This is a genomic window from Pedobacter zeae (genome assembly GCF_014196715.1).
Classification (GTDB): domain Bacteria; phylum Bacteroidota; class Bacteroidia; order Sphingobacteriales; family Sphingobacteriaceae; genus Pedobacter; species Pedobacter zeae.
The window spans coordinates 239,280-255,469 of sequence record NZ_JACIEF010000004.1 but is presented as its reverse complement, the minus strand read 5'-3'; the positions used below and the strand labels follow the sequence as shown (position 1 = coordinate 255,469).

The following is a 16,190-nucleotide window of genomic DNA, read 5'->3' as shown; positions in this document are numbered from 1 at the left end:
GCTATCTTTGCAAAATGTCTGGCATCTATATCCATATTCCTTTCTGTAAAAAGGCCTGTCACTATTGTGATTTCCATTTCAGCACCTCATTAAAATATGCCGATGAAATGGTAGAGGCCATCTGTAAGGAAATCAAAATGAAAAAAGACCGGATTACAGGCCAGGTTGGAAGCATCTATCTGGGTGGTGGCACCCCTTCTATTTTATCACAGGTGGCTTTGCAAAAGATTTTCGATGCCATTAACCATACTTTTCCGGTTGATGCCAATGCAGAAATTACCATCGAAACCAATCCCGATGACTTAACTGCCCGGAAGCTAAAAGAATTGAAACAATTGCCGGTTAACCGCTTTAGTGTGGGTATACAATCTTTTTACGATGAGGACCTGATCTGGATGAACAGGGCACACCAGGCCAGGGAAGCTGAAGATTGCATCAGGAGAAGCCAGGATGCCGGTTTTGAAAATTTAACCCTCGATCTGATTTATGGTTATCCCTTGCTCACCGATCAAAAATGGTTAAACAATATACAAAAAGCAATTGAGCTTGAGGTTCCGCATATTTCTGCCTATGCCTTAACAGTAGAACCCCGAACGGCTTTGGCCCATGCCATTAAAAACAAAAAACAGTCTCCGGTAAACGATAACCAAAGCGCTGCGCAGTTCGTCATTCTGATGGATAAACTGGTCGCTGCCGGATTTGAGCACTATGAAATTTCCAATTTTGCTAAACCAGGTCACCATGCCGTACACAATACCAATTATTGGAAAGGTGTAGATTACATTGGCATTGGCCCATCTGCACATGGTTTTGATGGCCGGAACCGGTATATGAACCCGGCAAATAATGCCTTGTACATCGAAACCCTCGAAAAAAACAAACTCCCTGAAAGTGTTGAAGAACTGAGTTTAAACGACAGGTTTAACGAATACATCATGACTTCAATGAGAACGATCTGGGGAATTGATTTACAAAAAATAAATACCGATTTTGGAAAAGATTTTCTGGAAGAGACCAAACATAACCTCAAAAGTTTTGAGGATAAAGATTGGTTGCTGATGGATGGAAATAACATTTGTTTAAGTCAGAACGGAAAATTATTTGCCGACCACATTGCTTCTGAATTGTTTATTGTTGAGAATGATGAAAGAAATAGATAAGAGCGTAAATGCTTTTTACAAGTTTATCATTCCCTAATTCAATAATTATATATTATGTCAAAAATTGTATGGATCACAGGTGCATCATCCGGTATTGGCGAGGCCCTGGTATACGAATATTTTAAATCGGGCGACAAACTGATTATTTCAGGAAGAAACCGCGACGAATTGTTCCGCGTTAAGGGAAACTGCCAAAATTCCTTTAATGTACACGTTTTACCATTCGATTTAAGTGAAACCGAAACCCTGGAAAGTAAAGCCGCTGATGCCATCCGTATTTTTGGTAAGATCGACTTATTGATCAATAGCGGAGGTGTGAGCCAGCGAAGCCTGGCCTTAGAAACCAACCTGGAAACCGAACAGCAGATCATGGACACCAATTTTTGGGGCACAGTTGTACTCAGTAAAGCAGTTTTACCATTGATGATTGCCAATGGCGGTGGACAGATCGCTGTAATCAGTAGCCTTGTTGGAAAATTCGGCACGAAATTACGCTCTACTTATGCGGCATCAAAACATGCACTGCATGGTTACTTCGATTCGCTCCGATCGGAAGTCTATGACAAAAACATCGATATTACGATTATTTGTCCCGGATTTATCAAAACAAATGTAACCTATAATGCGCTCACTGCAGATGGGAAGCCATTAAATGCTATGGGCGAAGCGCATGCAAATGCCATGACACCAGCAGACTGTGCCAAACAGATTGTTCTGGCAATCCGTAATAAAAAAGAAGAGGTTTACATCGGCGGGAAGGAAACAAAAGCAGTATGGTTGAAGCGTTTTTTTCCAAAGTTTTTTTCTAAAAAAGTAAGGACTGCAAAAGTAAATTAGATAAGCGTTTCTCGCGAAGAGTTTATAAAGGGCGGTGGCCCAGGGACGAACCTACCTTATTTAAACCCGGTTGAAGCGGTATCCTTTTGGTGTCGTTCTGAGTGTAGTCGAAGAACAGCCAAAAGATTTAGCGAAAAACGGGAGTAGCCCAGCCGAAGGGCCACTACAGCACCTTTACAAACCAAAAAAAACAATAATTAAAACACTAACAATCAATACATTAAATATTATTTTTCAATTTCTAAAAACCAGTATCTGTAGGCCATCGTAAATGGGTTCAAATAACAGAAACTTAAAAATTAGAAATAATGAAAAATTTAATCTTATCAGTATTTGCCGTAGTTACAATGGCATTCACAACACAGGTTTACGCTCAAAAAAACCCAATGGTTGGTGGCGCAGCAATGTATGCAACTAAGGATATTGTAGACAATGCAGTAAACTCAAAAGACCACACTACACTGGTGGCAGCAGTTAAAGCAGCAGGTTTGGTAGAAACTTTAAAAAGCGCCGGACCATTTACGGTTTTTGCTCCAACCAATGCAGCATTTGGTAAGCTTCCTGCCGGAACAGTAGATAATCTGGTGAAACCCGAAAATAAAGCAACCCTTACCAAAATTTTAACTTACCATGTTGTTGCCGGTAAATTAGACAGCAAAGCAATCGCAGCAGCCATTAAAGCTGGTGGCGGCAAAGCAGAATTAACAACTGTAGAGGGTGGTAAACTTTGGGCCTGGATGAAAGGCAAAAAATTAGTATTAAAAGATGAAAAAGGTGGAACAAGTACTGTAACAATTGCAGATGTTTACCAAAAAAATGGTGTAATCCACGTGGTTGATACCGTTTTAATGCCTAAATAATATTTAATATATCCTTATCGATCAATAAAAACGTTCCGGGCCGATGGCCTGGAACGTTTTTATTTTTAACAGATTAATACTGGCCCCGGTAACACCAATATAAGCCGTTAAGGCTAACAAACAATTATACAATCTGACTTTTTTTGATGAATTGTCAGTTTTTTTTCAAGTTTTCGCATTTGTAATGCTTAGTGTTTTCTAACTATTTAATTTTGCCTGTATTAATAGTTTCTTAACATGAAATTCAATTTATCTCCCATAGATGTAGTTGAAGATATATCTAAATCAGATTTCGAGCAGAACTACCTTAAACCACGTAAACCTTTGGTAATAAAAAATATGGCCAAAAAATGGCCTGCTTATCAAAAATGGACGCTGGAATACATGAAAGAAGTTGTTGGCGATAAAACCGTTCCACTTTACGACAGTTCTAAAGCTGATCCTTCCAAACCCATAAATGCATCTGCTGCCGAAATGAAATTTGGCGATTATATAGACCTGATTAAAGAAACACCGACCGATCTGCGCATCTTTTTGTTCGATCCGATAAAATTTGCGCCGAAATTACTGGAAGATTACATTGCTCCAAAAGATTTAATGGGTGGTTTTTTGGATAACTATCCCAATATGTTCTTTGGCGGAAAGGGCTCAGTAACCTTTTTACATTACGACATTGATTTGGCACATATTTTCCACACTCATTTTAATGGGCGAAAACATGTGATCTTATTTGATTATAAATGGAAAGAACGCCTGTATCAAATTCCATATGCCACTTATGCCTTAGAGGATTATGATGTGGAAAACCCCGATTTCGATAAATTCCCGGCGCTTAAAGGTGTTCAGGGAGTGGAAGCCTTTTTAGAGCATGGCGATACCTTATTTATGCCTACCGGTTACTGGCATTGGATGAAATATCTTGATGGTTCTTTCTCTATCAGCCTAAGGGCCTGGGATAAAAGCTGGGCAGTGAAAGCAAAAAGCTTGTATAACTTAACTTTACAGCGTAAATTTGACGACTTTATGAAAGCAAATTACCGCGAGAAGTACATGCAATGGAAAGAAAAGCTTGCCGTTAAAAGAGCGAGCAGAGCGCTGGAGAAGAATTTACCCAAATAATAATGATTGAATCGTTCTGCAAAACTTTAAGTGGTTCGATCATTCACCCATTCAATATATGCATCCCAATATTATAAAAATCCAAAAAGAAATAGAGCCGCTTAGACAAGAGATTATTAATCATAAGGTTTATTCGGCAATTAGTGAACTGGAAGACCTCCGCATTTTTATGGAACACCATATTTTCGCGGTTTGGGATTTTATGTCGTTGCTTAAAGCCTTACAGATGAATTTAACCTGCACTACGCTACCTTGGTTTCCGGTAGGCGATCCGGTTACCAGGCAGTTGATTAACGAAATTGTTGCCGGAGAAGAATCGGATGTAGATGCTGGTGGCGCTATTAAAAGCCATTTTGAACTGTATTTGGATGCTATGGATCAGTGCGGGGCAAATACAAAACCCATTAATGATTTCCTAAATGCCTTAAAAGCCGGCAAAAGTTTTAATGAAGCTTTCGACCTTGCCGGTGTACCTGATGCTGCGAAAGATTTTGTGAATGCAACATTCGAAACCATTAACAGCGGTAAAACACACTTACAGGCAGCCAGTTTTACCTTCGGCCGTGAAGACCTGATTCCTAACATGTTCTATAGCATGGTAAATGACCTGAACAGCACCCAGGCCGATAAGGTATCGATTTTTAAATATTACCTGGAACGCCATATCGAAGTAGATGGCGATCACCACAGCCATTTGGCGCTTTCTATGACAGAGAAGCTCTGCGAAAAAGAGGAAGCATTTTGGGCTGAGGCAGAAGAAACCACTAAACAGGCCTTGCAAAAAAGGATCGATCTCTGGGATGCCGCTTATGCCGAAATTGTTAAATATAAAGTTGAAGCATAATTAGCAAATTGTTAAGGATTTGCTAATTTAGATTACGTGATTTTAGTCACTTTTACCTGTTAACATCAATTTTATAAAATAAAATTTACACATTTGTTGTTCGGTACAAATAACCGATTTAAGCGCATGAGTTTCATTTTAAAACCTGTTGATATCGTCGAGAATATCACTCCTGAAGATTTTAAGAAAAATTATCTGAAAACTAAACGTCCGTTGGTCATCAGGGGCCTTACCAAAGATTGGCCTGCGAGAGAAAAATGGACAACTGAGTATTTAAAGGAAATTGGAGGCGAGCTGGAGGTTCCACTTTACGATAACTCTAAAGCTGATCCTTCCAAACCGATCAATGCAGCTACTGCGCACATGAAATTTGGCGATTACCTGGATCTGATCAAACGCGAACCCACTGAGTTGAGAATTTTCTTTTTCAACCTGTTTAAAAAAGTGCCTAGTTTAATCAATGATGTAAAAATCCCGAAAGATTTAATGGGCGGTTTTATCGAAAGCATGCCAGCCATGTTTTTTGGTGGCTCCAACTCGGTAACTTTTTTACATTACGATATCGATTTACCTCATATCTTCCACACGCACTTTGGCGGAAGAAAACACGTTATCTTATTCGATTATAAGTGGAAAGACAGGTTATACTGCCTTCCAAATGCCACTTATGCCTTGGAGGATTATAAAGTAGACCACCCGGATTTTGAAAAATTTCCAGCATTAAAAGGCGTAGAAGGTTATGAGGTAGTTTTGGAACATGGCGATACTTTATTTATGCCAACCGGTATGTGGCACTGGATGAAATATCTTGACGGCTCATTCTCTTTAAGCTTAAGAGCATGGGACCAATCGATTACACGTAAAGTGGCCAGTGTTTGGAGCTTATTTACCCATGGGGCGATAGACAGCCTGATAAAAATGACCTTCAAAGAAAAATATGCCAACTGGAGAGAGAAAAAAGCAGTTAAAATTGCCGAAAGGGCTTTGGCTAAAGGCAGACCATAAAAATTTCCTGAAAAGATTAAAATACAACGGGGCATCGGTAACGATAGCCCCGTTTTTGTTATTATTGCGAATTACATTTAGTTCAAATTAAATATCAGATCCCAAATGGACACCAATACACTTACCGAAAAACAAAAAATGCTGGCAGGAAAAGCATACCAGGCAGGTGATGCAGAACTGGCAAAGGAAAGATTGAAAGCCCGCGAAATTGTTTTTGAATTTAATAACCTGGCCCCAAAGTTTATTAAACAGCGCAAGGAATTACTGAAAAGACTTTTCGGTAAAACAGAAAAGATGTTTTATGTAGAACCGCCATTCAGATGTGATTATGGTTACAATATCGAAATCGGCGATAATTTTTACGCAAATTTTAATCTCGTAATTTTAGATTGTGCCAAAGTGAGCATTGGCAACAACGTTTTTATTGCACCAAATGTGGCCATTTATACGGCAGGACATCCTATCCATGCACATTTACGTGATCAGGAGTATGAATGGGCGCAGGAAATTACCATTGGCAACAGCGTTTGGATTGGTGGCAACGTAGTGGTTAATCCGGGAGTAAAAATAGGCTCAAATGTGGTCATCGGATCGGGCAGCGTGGTTACAAGGGATATTCCGGATAATGTTTTTGCAGCAGGAAACCCTTGCAGGGTAATCCGCCAGCTAACCGATGCAGATAAGGATTATTATTATAAGGATTTTAAACTGGGTGAATAAATTTCTATGCAACCCTAACCATTTTTATTTCGTCTTTGTGATAAATTAATACAATGAAAACCGCTCAAACTTTATTATTTCTGTTTTTCCTTTGGTCATCAGGCTTTGCACAGCGAATTTCTAAAGCAGAAGCAATTGAGGATATAGATCTTCTTGATAAAACGATAAGGGCGGTTCATTATAATCCGTTTTTATTTACTTCATCATTCAAATACCTGCAAAAAGTAAATGAGCTAAAACGTTTACTTCCTGATTCGATTGAAACAAGGCTTTTCACTTTAAAAGTCGGAGAAATAACGGGTATTATCGATGATGCCCATACGGCACCAAACATTATACAATCTATCTTCCAGGCAGATTTCAGGAAACCTGTTTTTCTACCTTTAACGTTTGTTGCCGATAAAAAAGGAATGACCTATTCTGATGGCAAATTATCACAGGATATCATTCCTGCAGGCGCAAAAATCATTTCGGTAAACGGAATATCAGTTCCTGAATTTTATAAGGCAAGTGCATTGCGCGTAGGCGGGCTTCAAACTTACCGAAATGAGATTGCAGGTAAAATGATGGGCTATAACCTTTATCTCTCGGGAATAAGGCCACCTTTCAAAGTTGTTTACCGGTATCAGCAGAAAAAAGTGATTAAAGAAATAGAAAAAGGTGCGATTTTACGCGATATAATAGGCGATGCATTCCCAAACCTGGTTAATAAGCCCTATTCTTTTAACATATTGAACGATAAAGTTGCACATATCGAATTAAATACCTTGACTGGCGATTATCACCCCTACCTCAAATTTTTCGATTCGTGCTTTACGGTAATAAAGCAAAAAAACATTAAGGCTGTTGCCATCGACATTAGAAAAAACACGGGAGGCAATTCCATCAATGCCGATCTACTTTTAGGCTTTTTTAACTCAAAAAAATACACGCTCTCTACCGGAAAAAGCTGGAAAATAAGCCAGTTGTATAAAGATAAACTGATGAAACAGGGTGATAGCAGCAACAGCTACCTAAAGCAACCGAATAATAGTATCTGGCAATCCAGAAACTGCGAACCTTATGATCCAAAATACACCAGCGAAGAGGCATTTTTTAAGGGCCAGGTTTACCTGATTACCGGCCCGATGACATTCTCCAGCGCGAACATGCTTGCTGACGGCGTAAAGCAGTTTAAGCTGGCTACTTTGGTGGGAGAATCTACGGGCGAAAATACAAACGACTTTGGTGAGGGCTATCGCTTTCAATTGCCAAACAGCAAAATCAGTATCGGCGTTTCTACGAGCTTAGATTTTGGGGCAAATTGTAACGACAATACCAAACACCCGGTAATACCCGACCGGTATATTGAAACAAGCTATCTTGACCAGATCAAAGGCATCGATCCTGTACTTCAATATCTACTAAAAAATTAACTGCTGTGATCAACAATCACCTTCCACTCGCCCTTAATTTTTTTGATCAAAAGTGTAAAATATCCTTTTAATTCATCCTTTTCCCGCTTCACATTCCAACTGCCAAGCACAAAAGCCAGATCGGGTTTTAGAAATTCGACTTTTTTTATCCCAAACACCAAAAATCCCATGGCAGATTTATCCGGATAGCCACGCTTATAATTATCCAGTGTTTTTTGCCAGCCATAAGTTGGCCCGGTTTTACCTACAAAGAGTAAACTATCTGATTTTTCATACCCCTGCATAAAGGCTTCAACGTCACCTTTATTCCAATCGGTTCTTTGTTTTTCGAGTAAGTTGAGTACAGCCTGTCTATCCTTTGCGTTTTGCGCATAACTGCTTAAAGAAATAAAAAAGAAGGCAATAAAGAGTATTTTTTTCATGATCAGTACAATTTTGATAAAAATTAAAGATATGAAACAAAATATTTTGTTCCATGGCTAAAAATTGGTTATTTACAGTTTTTATCAAAAAAGATGCAAAATCAAAATAAGGTAATCACAATTGGCGAAATACTTTGGGATGTTTTCCCGGAGGGTAAAAAAGCTGGCGGCTCGAGTATGAACGTTGCACTTAATTTACATAAACAAAGTATAGAAAGTAATTTTATCAGTGCCGTTGGGGATGATGATAATGGCAAAGAACTCCTGCACTTTTTAGCCAGCAATCATTTTTCTACAAATTTAATTCAAACCCACCACGAATTACCAACCAGTACGGTTGTGGTTCAGCTCGATGAGCACCATCAGGCCACTTATACCATTAAACAGCCTGTAGCCTGGGACGCCATTAACATTACGGAAGAAAATATAACGGCGGTAAAAGAGGCAGATGCTTTAGTGTATTGCAGTTTAACCTGCCGGGAGGAGGAATCTAAAAAAACGGTTCTTGAACTTTTAACACATGCGAAAACCAAAATATTCGATATTAACCTCAGGGCTCCATTTTATACAAAAGAACTCATCGGTGAACTTTTGGCAAAAGCTGATATGCTTAAAATAAACGAAGATGAAATCGTTTGGGTAAAAGAATCGTTTGGTTTAACCGGCAATACCGACGAGCAATTATTAAAACAACTTTCAAATCAGTTCGATATTGAAATCATCTGCCTTACGCTTGGCGATAAAGGGGCCTGCGTTTTAAAAGATGGAAAATTGTTTAAACATGCCGGTTATAAAGTTCAGGTGGCCGATACCGTTGGTGCCGGCGATGCCTTTTTAGCTACGTTTATTGCCTGCTACCTGCAGGGTTACCCTATGGAAACCACTTTGGATAATGCCTGTAAGGTTGGTGCTTTTGTCGCTTCGCAACCTGGAGCAAACCCTGATTATAACAAAAAGATTTACCACATGGCGCTGGGATAAGTTTATAAGACCTTATAGGTTTTTAAAACCTGAGTGGTCTGTATTCTCCTTAAATATGACACCGCGCTTAAATTATTACAGAACGAAACTTTTATCTTCGGTAAATCGTTAATACAAGCACATGAGAGGTTTTCGTTTTTCTGATTATAAGCCCGGAGATGCGCCGAAAGGCGGGTTCGAGGAGTTGCTGAAATTATTTAGCGAACTGCTGAATTATACGGCTGGAGATGCGGCAGAGGCGCTGAGCTGGCTAAACGAACTCGATAAACAATATAAATTAACCAATAACGATTACGGCATCGGTAATTTTATCGACGATCTCAAAGATAAAGGTTACCTTACCGAAGACAACCAATCGGGGGCATTTAAAATTACGGCCAAAACGGAACAGACCATCCGAAAATCTGCCCTGGATGAAATTTTTGGTAAACTTAAAAAATCTGGGCGTGGTAACCATAACAGCAACCGGTCGGGCATAGGCGAAGAGAAAAATGCCGACAGGCGGGAATATAATTTTGGCGATAGCCTGGATCAGATCGATATGACTGCTTCTATCCAAAATGCGCAGGTTAACCATGGCATCAGTGATTTCACCCTTACCGACCGCGATCTGGAAGTGGAGGAAAAGGATTTTAAAACCTTAACCTCTACAGTATTGATGATCGACATTTCGCATTCCATGATCTTATATGGCGAAGACCGCATTACCCCCGCTAAAAAAGTTGCCATGGCACTTGCAGAACTGATTAAAACAAAGTACCCTAAAGATACTTTAGACATTGTCGTTTTCGGAAATGATGCGTGGCCAATTAGCCTGAAAGACCTCCCCTATTTACAGGTTGGTCCTTACCATACCAATACCTATGCGGGTTTGGAACTGGCCGCAGATCTGCTCCGCCGCAGAAAAACCCATAACAAGCAGATTTTTATGATTACGGATGGCAAACCAACCTGCCTGAAAGAAAATGGAAAATATTATAAAAACAGTATGGGTCTGGATAGAAAAGTAATCAACAAAACCTTAAACATGGCAGCGCAATGTAAACGCTTAAAAATACCGATCACCACATTTATGATTGCCAAAGACCCATACCTGCAACAGTTTGTCAGGCAGTTTACTGAAATTAACGGCGGCAGGGCTTTTTATAGCTCATTAAATGGCTTAGGTGAATATATTTTTGAAGATTACATTAAGAACAGACGTAAGACAGTTAAATAGTCTGAAGTTTTTAGTCGGAAGTCAGAAGATATAGCGCCTCAGAAAATTGCGCTAAATCTCCGGACCTCAGACTTTCGGACTTCGGACTCAACTATAAACCCATTTTAAAAGATGCAAAACACCACATTAGGCGAATTAAAAACCAAAGGATATAAATCAAGATCTGTAAAAGAAGAACTTAGAGCGAATTTAATTAAAGTGTTGCGCGATAAAAAAACGGAATTTGAAGGCATTATTGGCTACGATGAAACGGTAATTCCCGAGCTCCAAACGGCTATATTATCGCGCCATAACATCCTATTATTGGGGTTACGCGGGCAGGCAAAAACACGTATTGCCCGTTTAATGGTAAATTTACTGGATGAATATGTGCCCTATGTTGCCGGGAGTGAGATTTTTGATGATCCGATGAATCCGATTTCGTGGTACGCCAAAAATGAAATCGCTACCAAAGGTGACGACACCGAAATTGCCTGGCTGCACCGCAGCGAAAGATATACCGAAAAACTGGCCACACCTGATGTTACTGTTGCCGATTTAATTGGTGATGTTGACCCCATTAAGGCCGCTACCTTAAAGTTAACCTATAATGATGAGCGTGTAATCCACTTTGGCTTAATTCCGCGTGCTCACCGCAGCATTTTCGTGATTAACGAGTTGCCCGATTTACAGGCCCGCATACAGGTAGCCTTGTTTAACATGCTGCAGGAAAAAGATATACAAATCCGTGGATTCAAATTGCGCTTACCCCTGGATATCCAGTTTGTGTTTACCGCAAACCCTGAAGATTATACCAATCGTGGAAGTATCGTTACACCGCTGAAAGACCGGATCGAAAGCCAGATTTTAACCCACTATCCAAAAAGTATCGAGATTTCCCGTAAAATTACTTTTCAGGAGGCCAAACTTACTGCAGAGCAAAAAACCAATATCGAAGCCGATGGCTTATTGAAAGACCTGGTAGAGCAGATTGCTTTCGAAGCCCGTAAAAGTGAGTATATCGATCAAAAATCGGGTGTATCAGCCAGGTTAACCATTTCTGCCTACGAAAATTTAATCAGCACTGCCGAAAGAAGGATGCTGATCGCAGGCGAGAAAAATACTTTCGTACGCCTGGCTGATCTGGCCGGGATTATCCCCGCCATAACCGGTAAAATTGAACTGGTTTATGAAGGGGAACTGGAAGGACCGGCGCACGTAGCGACCACCTTAATTGGCAAAGCGGTTAAAACGTTATTTGCCCGCTATTTCCCGGATCCTGAAAAAGCCAAGAAAACCAAAACCGCTAACCCATATACCGAAGTAACCGAATGGTTTACTGACGGCCACAATGTTGATGTAACGGATACTTTGAGCAATGCGCAATATAAAAAGGTACTGATGCTGGTGCCAGGTCTATACGATCTGGTGAAGAAGTTTCATCCTAAATTAAGCGAAAACCAAACGTTACTTTTAATGGAATTTGTATTACATGGCTTAGCTGAATATTCACAATTGAGCAAAAACTTTTTAAATGGCGGCTTCGGCTTCTCCGATATGTTTGGCAGTTTATTTAATGCCGAATTTGATGAAGAAGAGGATGAAGACGATTTCAGATAATATTGAATTTCTCTAATTTGATTAGCTTTGGTAAATTCTTCTTTTAAAAAGAAGAATTTACCAAAGCTTTTTATTTATAAACCCGAATATAATGGGAAGATTACCTTTTATTATTGCCGCCTGCATTTTTATTCTTGCATTTGATATTTACTGTTTTAAAGCCATTATTGCGGTTTTTAAAAAATGGAAACCTGGCACAAAAAAAGCGTTCGGCATTGCCTACTGGACGTACAGCACGTTATTGATTATTGGCGTATTCTGTGGCATTTACCTTAATCTTTTCCTTACGTTAAGGGCCATCATTTTAGTTGCTTTCTTTTTAACCGTAGCCTGTAAGCTGGCCACTTTACCCTTTCTGATACTGGATGATTTACGCAGGTTGTTTATTAAAATTTTCAGAAGAAATCAAACGGGTAAAAGTGCAACTGCCGCGCAAACAGCACCATCTACAACTGCAGAACCGATTTCGCGATCAGAATTTTTGGTTAAGGCCGGATTGGCGGCCGCTGCCATTCCTTTAACTTCGTTAAGCTGGGGTATAATTTCTGGTGCCTATGACTATCAGGTACGAAGGGTAAATTTAATCCTCCCAAACCTGCCGAAAGCATTTGATGGTATTACTTTGGGCCAGATTTCGGATATCCACTCAGGAAGTTTTTACAACAAAACAGCTGTAAAGGGTGGTGTTGAAATGTTGTTGGGCGAAAAACCTGATTTTATTTTTTTTACCGGCGATTTAGTAAACAACCTTACCAACGAAGTAAGGGATTACCAGGATATATTTTCGAAAGTAAAAGCTCCATTGGGGGTATATTCATCGCTAGGTAACCACGATTATGGCGATTATTATTTTGGCAAGGAATCTTCCCCTGCCAAGGTAAAAAACCTTAAAGATATGGTTGAGGTACACAAAATAATGGGTTACGACCTTTTGATGAACGAAAACCGCAGGTTAAAAGTAGATGGAGAAGAAATCGGAATTTTAGGTATTGAAAACTGGGGCATGGGCCGTTTTCCTAAATACGGAAAAATGGAGCTTGCGGTTAAAAATACAGATGATTTACCGGTAAAACTCTTATTAAGTCACGATCCTTCGCACTGGCGCGGAGAAGTTTTACAGAAATATCCACAGATTGATGCCATGTTTAGCGGTCATACACACGGTATGCAGTTTGGTGTACGTTTAAAAGAATACCAATGGAGCCCTGTACAATACATTTATAAAGAATGGGCAGGTTTATATCAGGAGCAAAAACAACAGCTGTATGTGAATGTGGGCTATGGCTTTTTAGGTTACCCGGGCAGGGTTGGTATTTTACCGGAAATTACCATATTCACTTTAAAAAGGGCATAAATATTCCAAGTAAATAGATGTCACATTGAGCCTGTCGAAATGCTTACAAAAAGATTCCCCGACAAGCTCAGAATGACAAACTTATGTTGTAATGGTGTCAGATGCTGCCACCTGACAAATATTTAATAAACCGTCAGATGGTAACATCTGACGGCACAATTAGATTTCTCCACTGTAGTCGAAATGACGATTTCTGTTTATCCCGCATTAAAGCGATAACCTACTCCCCTCACCGTTTGCAGCAACTGCGGATTATCAGGATTCAATTCTATCTTTTTACGCAAGCGTACAATGTGCATATCAAGCGTACGGGTATTTACATCAGAGTTGTATCCCCACACCACCAGCATCAGTTCGTCGCGGTTGATTACTTTGCCTGGGTTACGTAAGAAATACAGGAGGATCCGGTTTTCCAATATGGTTAATTCGATTTTCTTTCCATCCCTAAACAGCGTATGAATGTTGGGATGATGCTCCATATTACCAAAACGGTGGATTTCGGCAGTATCCTTATTCACGATAAACTTAACCTTGCTCTCCAACATGGCAACCAGAACATCCATATTAAAGGGTTTGGTGATATAATCTGATGCACCAAAATTATACGCATCAATTTTATCTACATCCTGGGCCTTTGCGGTCATCATAATCACGAGGTTTTCGAAACCCTGTTTACGTACGTTCTCACAAACTTCGGCACCTTGTTTACCTGGCATCATCCAGTCCAGCAAAACAATATCAGGCTGATCGGCTAAAATCATTCTTTCTCCGGCCTCGCCATCATTTGCTTCAAGCACAGTATAACCTTCGGCCTTTAAACGGTGTGCTACCAGAAAGCGAAGATTTTCATCATCTTCTACAATTAATATTTTTACTTCTTTAGACATTTATGTGTGTGTTACATTGTAATGTTGAAACGTTGCCATGTTTAAAGGTTAACTTTACAACCTTCCAACCTTTAACTTTCCAACTCCTAAATTTAACTATTATAAGGCAGCACAATTTTAAATTCTGTGCCACTCCCTACCTTACTCTTTACAGTAATTTCTCCTTCCATAAAGTTAACCAGTTCTTTGCAGAATGCCAAACCCAGGCCAACACTGCCCATTTGATTATATTCATTCTGTATCCTGAAAAACTTCTTAAATATATTGTTTAATTCTGATGACGGGATACCGATTCCTTTATCGGTAAAGCGAAGCACCAGCACGCCTTTAATCAGTTTTGCACTGATGTGCAGTTTCTTTTGTTCAGGCTTCGAATATTTGTACGCATTTTCTGCCAGGTTATCGAACAAGCTCCCTAATAGTACCGGATCGGTAATAAAGGTTTTAAAGCCACTTACCTCGTAAGTAATTTTAAAATCGGGATGCTTTAAGGTATGCGATTCGATGGTACTTTCGATAAAATCGACAATATTTACCTCTTCCTGGTTCAACTTGATCGATTTGTTTTCGATCTGCGTAAAAGCCAGCAGTTTGTTCATCAGGCCGTTCAGCTTATCAGCCTCTTCATCGAGTATTTTGCCGTATAACTGTTGTTCTTTGTGGCTAAGCGCAGGCGCGCTTTTAATATTGTTTCCGGCGATTTTAATTACACTTACGGGTGTTTTAAACTCGTGCGTAAGGTTATTTACAAAATCGTACTGCAACTTGAACATCTTACTGTTAATGTTGAGGTTACGGTAAATTAAAAAAGCGACCAATAACAGTACACCATATACCAATAACAAGATGAGTGCTATTGGCATAAAGTAAATAAAAATCTCTTTTTTAATGTAAGATTTAGATGAAATAAGGTAAAGCTTAAAATCAGAAAATGCCCCCGGTAGGGCTATTTCAGTGGTAATATTTTCATCTGAAGTATCTATCGGGTCGTAAGTAAGCGGCTCTATCCTGATGGTCTGATACAAGGAAGGCCTGGTGTTAACGATTTTTATCCGGTGCGCATCCAGCTTAAAAACCAGTATATCCTGCGGGTAAACAGGAGCAGGGTTAAGCTTACGCCTGATCATATCTTTATAAATCCTTAAATCGGCACGCCTGGGAATATTAAGGTAGGTAATTTTATTTTCGCTGGAGTTAACAATAGAAAAATTGGTAAAGAGTTCTTCCTGGGTGGGTACCGAAGCCGTATCGAGGTCTTCAACAAAAGTGGCCAGTTTGATCGCTATCGCATTAAAATCGCTCCCTACGGCAAAAGACCGGGTATCATCTTCAGAATAAAGTTTTACGGAATCGGGCTTAACACCCTTACCAAATTGGTAAATTGATTTTGGGCCTATACCCAGGTGATTGGCGTTGATCCCATCCTTAACCGGCACATTTTTAACCTCTGTATCGTAAAAAGTAACCTTAGAGATAAAAGGATATTTTAACATCAGCGTATCTACAAACTTCGATGCGGTAGAGGAATCCAAATAACCATTGTAATAAGAAATCTCCGGCATTTTGTTCTGAAAAAAATCGTTGTAAGGCTTAATACTCTGCTCCAGCACGTTTACCTTCTCAGAAACGAAGTCGTTCTCTATCGATTTTTTGCTGTAGTTGAATGCAAGAAAAAGCGACAGGATAAAAAGAATAGAAATGAGTACAATGAAAGTTACACCTAATGAGAAGTTTTTGCGGTAACTGCTTTTCTTATCTAAGGCCATAC

At 39.6% G+C, this 16,190-nt stretch carries 15 protein-coding genes; 12 read left to right on the top strand and 3 right to left on the bottom strand.

Annotated elements, in window-relative coordinates; translation table 11 throughout:
* Window positions 1-14: 14 nt before the first annotated feature.
* From hemW to GGQ60_RS19745, 8 genes are all read left to right on the top strand, one after another.
* A complete protein-coding gene (hemW, locus tag GGQ60_RS19780; RefSeq protein WP_183767642.1) occupies window positions 15-1,160 on the top strand; it encodes a radical SAM family heme chaperone HemW in 1,146 nt (381 codons plus the stop codon).
* A gap of 54 nt (window positions 1,161-1,214) precedes the next feature.
* Complete coding sequence (locus GGQ60_RS19775; protein ID WP_183767640.1) at window positions 1,215-1,997, top strand: SDR family oxidoreductase; 783 nt, start codon at window positions 1,215-1,217, stop codon at window positions 1,995-1,997.
* A 308-nt stretch (window positions 1,998-2,305) separates the two neighbouring features.
* Window positions 2,306-2,857 carry a fasciclin domain-containing protein gene (locus GGQ60_RS19770; protein WP_183767638.1) on the top strand — a complete coding sequence of 184 codons (552 nt, stop codon included), beginning with the start codon at window positions 2,306-2,308 and terminating at the stop codon, window positions 2,855-2,857.
* Between the two features lie 237 nt (window positions 2,858-3,094).
* Window positions 3,095-3,976 (top strand): cupin-like domain-containing protein, encoded by an 882-nt coding sequence (locus tag GGQ60_RS19765; RefSeq protein WP_183767636.1) that lies wholly within the window; start codon window positions 3,095-3,097, stop codon window positions 3,974-3,976.
* Window positions 3,977-4,034: 58 nt separating this feature from the next.
* Window positions 4,035-4,820, top strand: a complete 786-nt coding sequence (locus GGQ60_RS19760) for a DUF3050 domain-containing protein (protein ID WP_183767634.1) — start codon at window positions 4,035-4,037, stop codon at window positions 4,818-4,820.
* A gap of 126 nt (window positions 4,821-4,946) precedes the next feature.
* Window positions 4,947-5,825 carry a cupin-like domain-containing protein gene (locus GGQ60_RS19755; RefSeq protein WP_183767632.1) on the top strand — a complete coding sequence of 293 codons (879 nt, stop codon included), beginning with the start codon at window positions 4,947-4,949 and terminating at the stop codon, window positions 5,823-5,825.
* Between the two features lie 105 nt (window positions 5,826-5,930).
* Window positions 5,931-6,545 (top strand): sugar O-acetyltransferase, encoded by a 615-nt coding sequence (locus GGQ60_RS19750; RefSeq protein WP_183767630.1) that lies wholly within the window; start codon window positions 5,931-5,933, stop codon window positions 6,543-6,545.
* 53 nt (window positions 6,546-6,598) lie between these two features.
* Window positions 6,599-7,960 carry a S41 family peptidase gene (locus tag GGQ60_RS19745; RefSeq protein WP_183767627.1) on the top strand — a complete coding sequence of 454 codons (1,362 nt, stop codon included), beginning with the start codon at window positions 6,599-6,601 and terminating at the stop codon, window positions 7,958-7,960.
* Here GGQ60_RS19745 and GGQ60_RS19740 read toward each other — a convergent pair.
* Window positions 7,957-8,382 (bottom strand): YybH family protein, encoded by a 426-nt coding sequence (locus tag GGQ60_RS19740; RefSeq protein ID WP_183767625.1) that lies wholly within the window; start codon window positions 8,380-8,382, stop codon window positions 7,957-7,959. The genes GGQ60_RS19745 and GGQ60_RS19740 overlap by 4 nt on opposite strands.
* A gap of 93 nt (window positions 8,383-8,475) precedes the next feature.
* On the opposite strand from GGQ60_RS19740, the gene GGQ60_RS19735 reads away from it, so the two are divergent.
* From GGQ60_RS19735 to GGQ60_RS19720, 4 genes are all read left to right on the top strand, one after another.
* Window positions 8,476-9,363, top strand: a complete 888-nt coding sequence (locus tag GGQ60_RS19735; protein ID WP_183767623.1) for a carbohydrate kinase family protein — start codon at window positions 8,476-8,478, stop codon at window positions 9,361-9,363.
* Window positions 9,364-9,484: 121 nt separating this feature from the next.
* Entirely contained in the window at window positions 9,485-10,582 is a 1,098-nt protein-coding gene (locus GGQ60_RS19730) for a vWA domain-containing protein (RefSeq protein WP_183767621.1), read from the top strand.
* Between the two features lie 111 nt (window positions 10,583-10,693).
* Window positions 10,694-12,181 carry a P-loop NTPase family protein gene (locus GGQ60_RS19725; RefSeq protein ID WP_183767619.1) on the top strand — a complete coding sequence of 496 codons (1,488 nt, stop codon included), beginning with the start codon at window positions 10,694-10,696 and terminating at the stop codon, window positions 12,179-12,181.
* 91 nt (window positions 12,182-12,272) lie between these two features.
* Window positions 12,273-13,535, top strand: a complete 1,263-nt coding sequence (locus tag GGQ60_RS19720) for a metallophosphoesterase (protein ID WP_183767617.1) — start codon at window positions 12,273-12,275, stop codon at window positions 13,533-13,535.
* Between the two features lie 197 nt (window positions 13,536-13,732).
* Here the strand turns inward: GGQ60_RS19720 and GGQ60_RS19715 are convergent, their stop codons facing one another.
* Both GGQ60_RS19715 and GGQ60_RS19710 read right to left on the bottom strand, forming a co-directional pair.
* On the bottom strand, window positions 13,733-14,422 hold the full coding sequence (locus GGQ60_RS19715) for a response regulator transcription factor (RefSeq protein ID WP_131529463.1): 690 nt from the start codon (window positions 14,420-14,422) through the stop codon (window positions 13,733-13,735).
* A 92-nt stretch (window positions 14,423-14,514) separates the two neighbouring features.
* Complete coding sequence (locus tag GGQ60_RS19710) at window positions 14,515-16,188, bottom strand: sensor histidine kinase (RefSeq protein WP_183767615.1); 1,674 nt, start codon at window positions 16,186-16,188, stop codon at window positions 14,515-14,517.
* Between the last annotated feature and the right edge of the window lie 2 nt (window positions 16,189-16,190).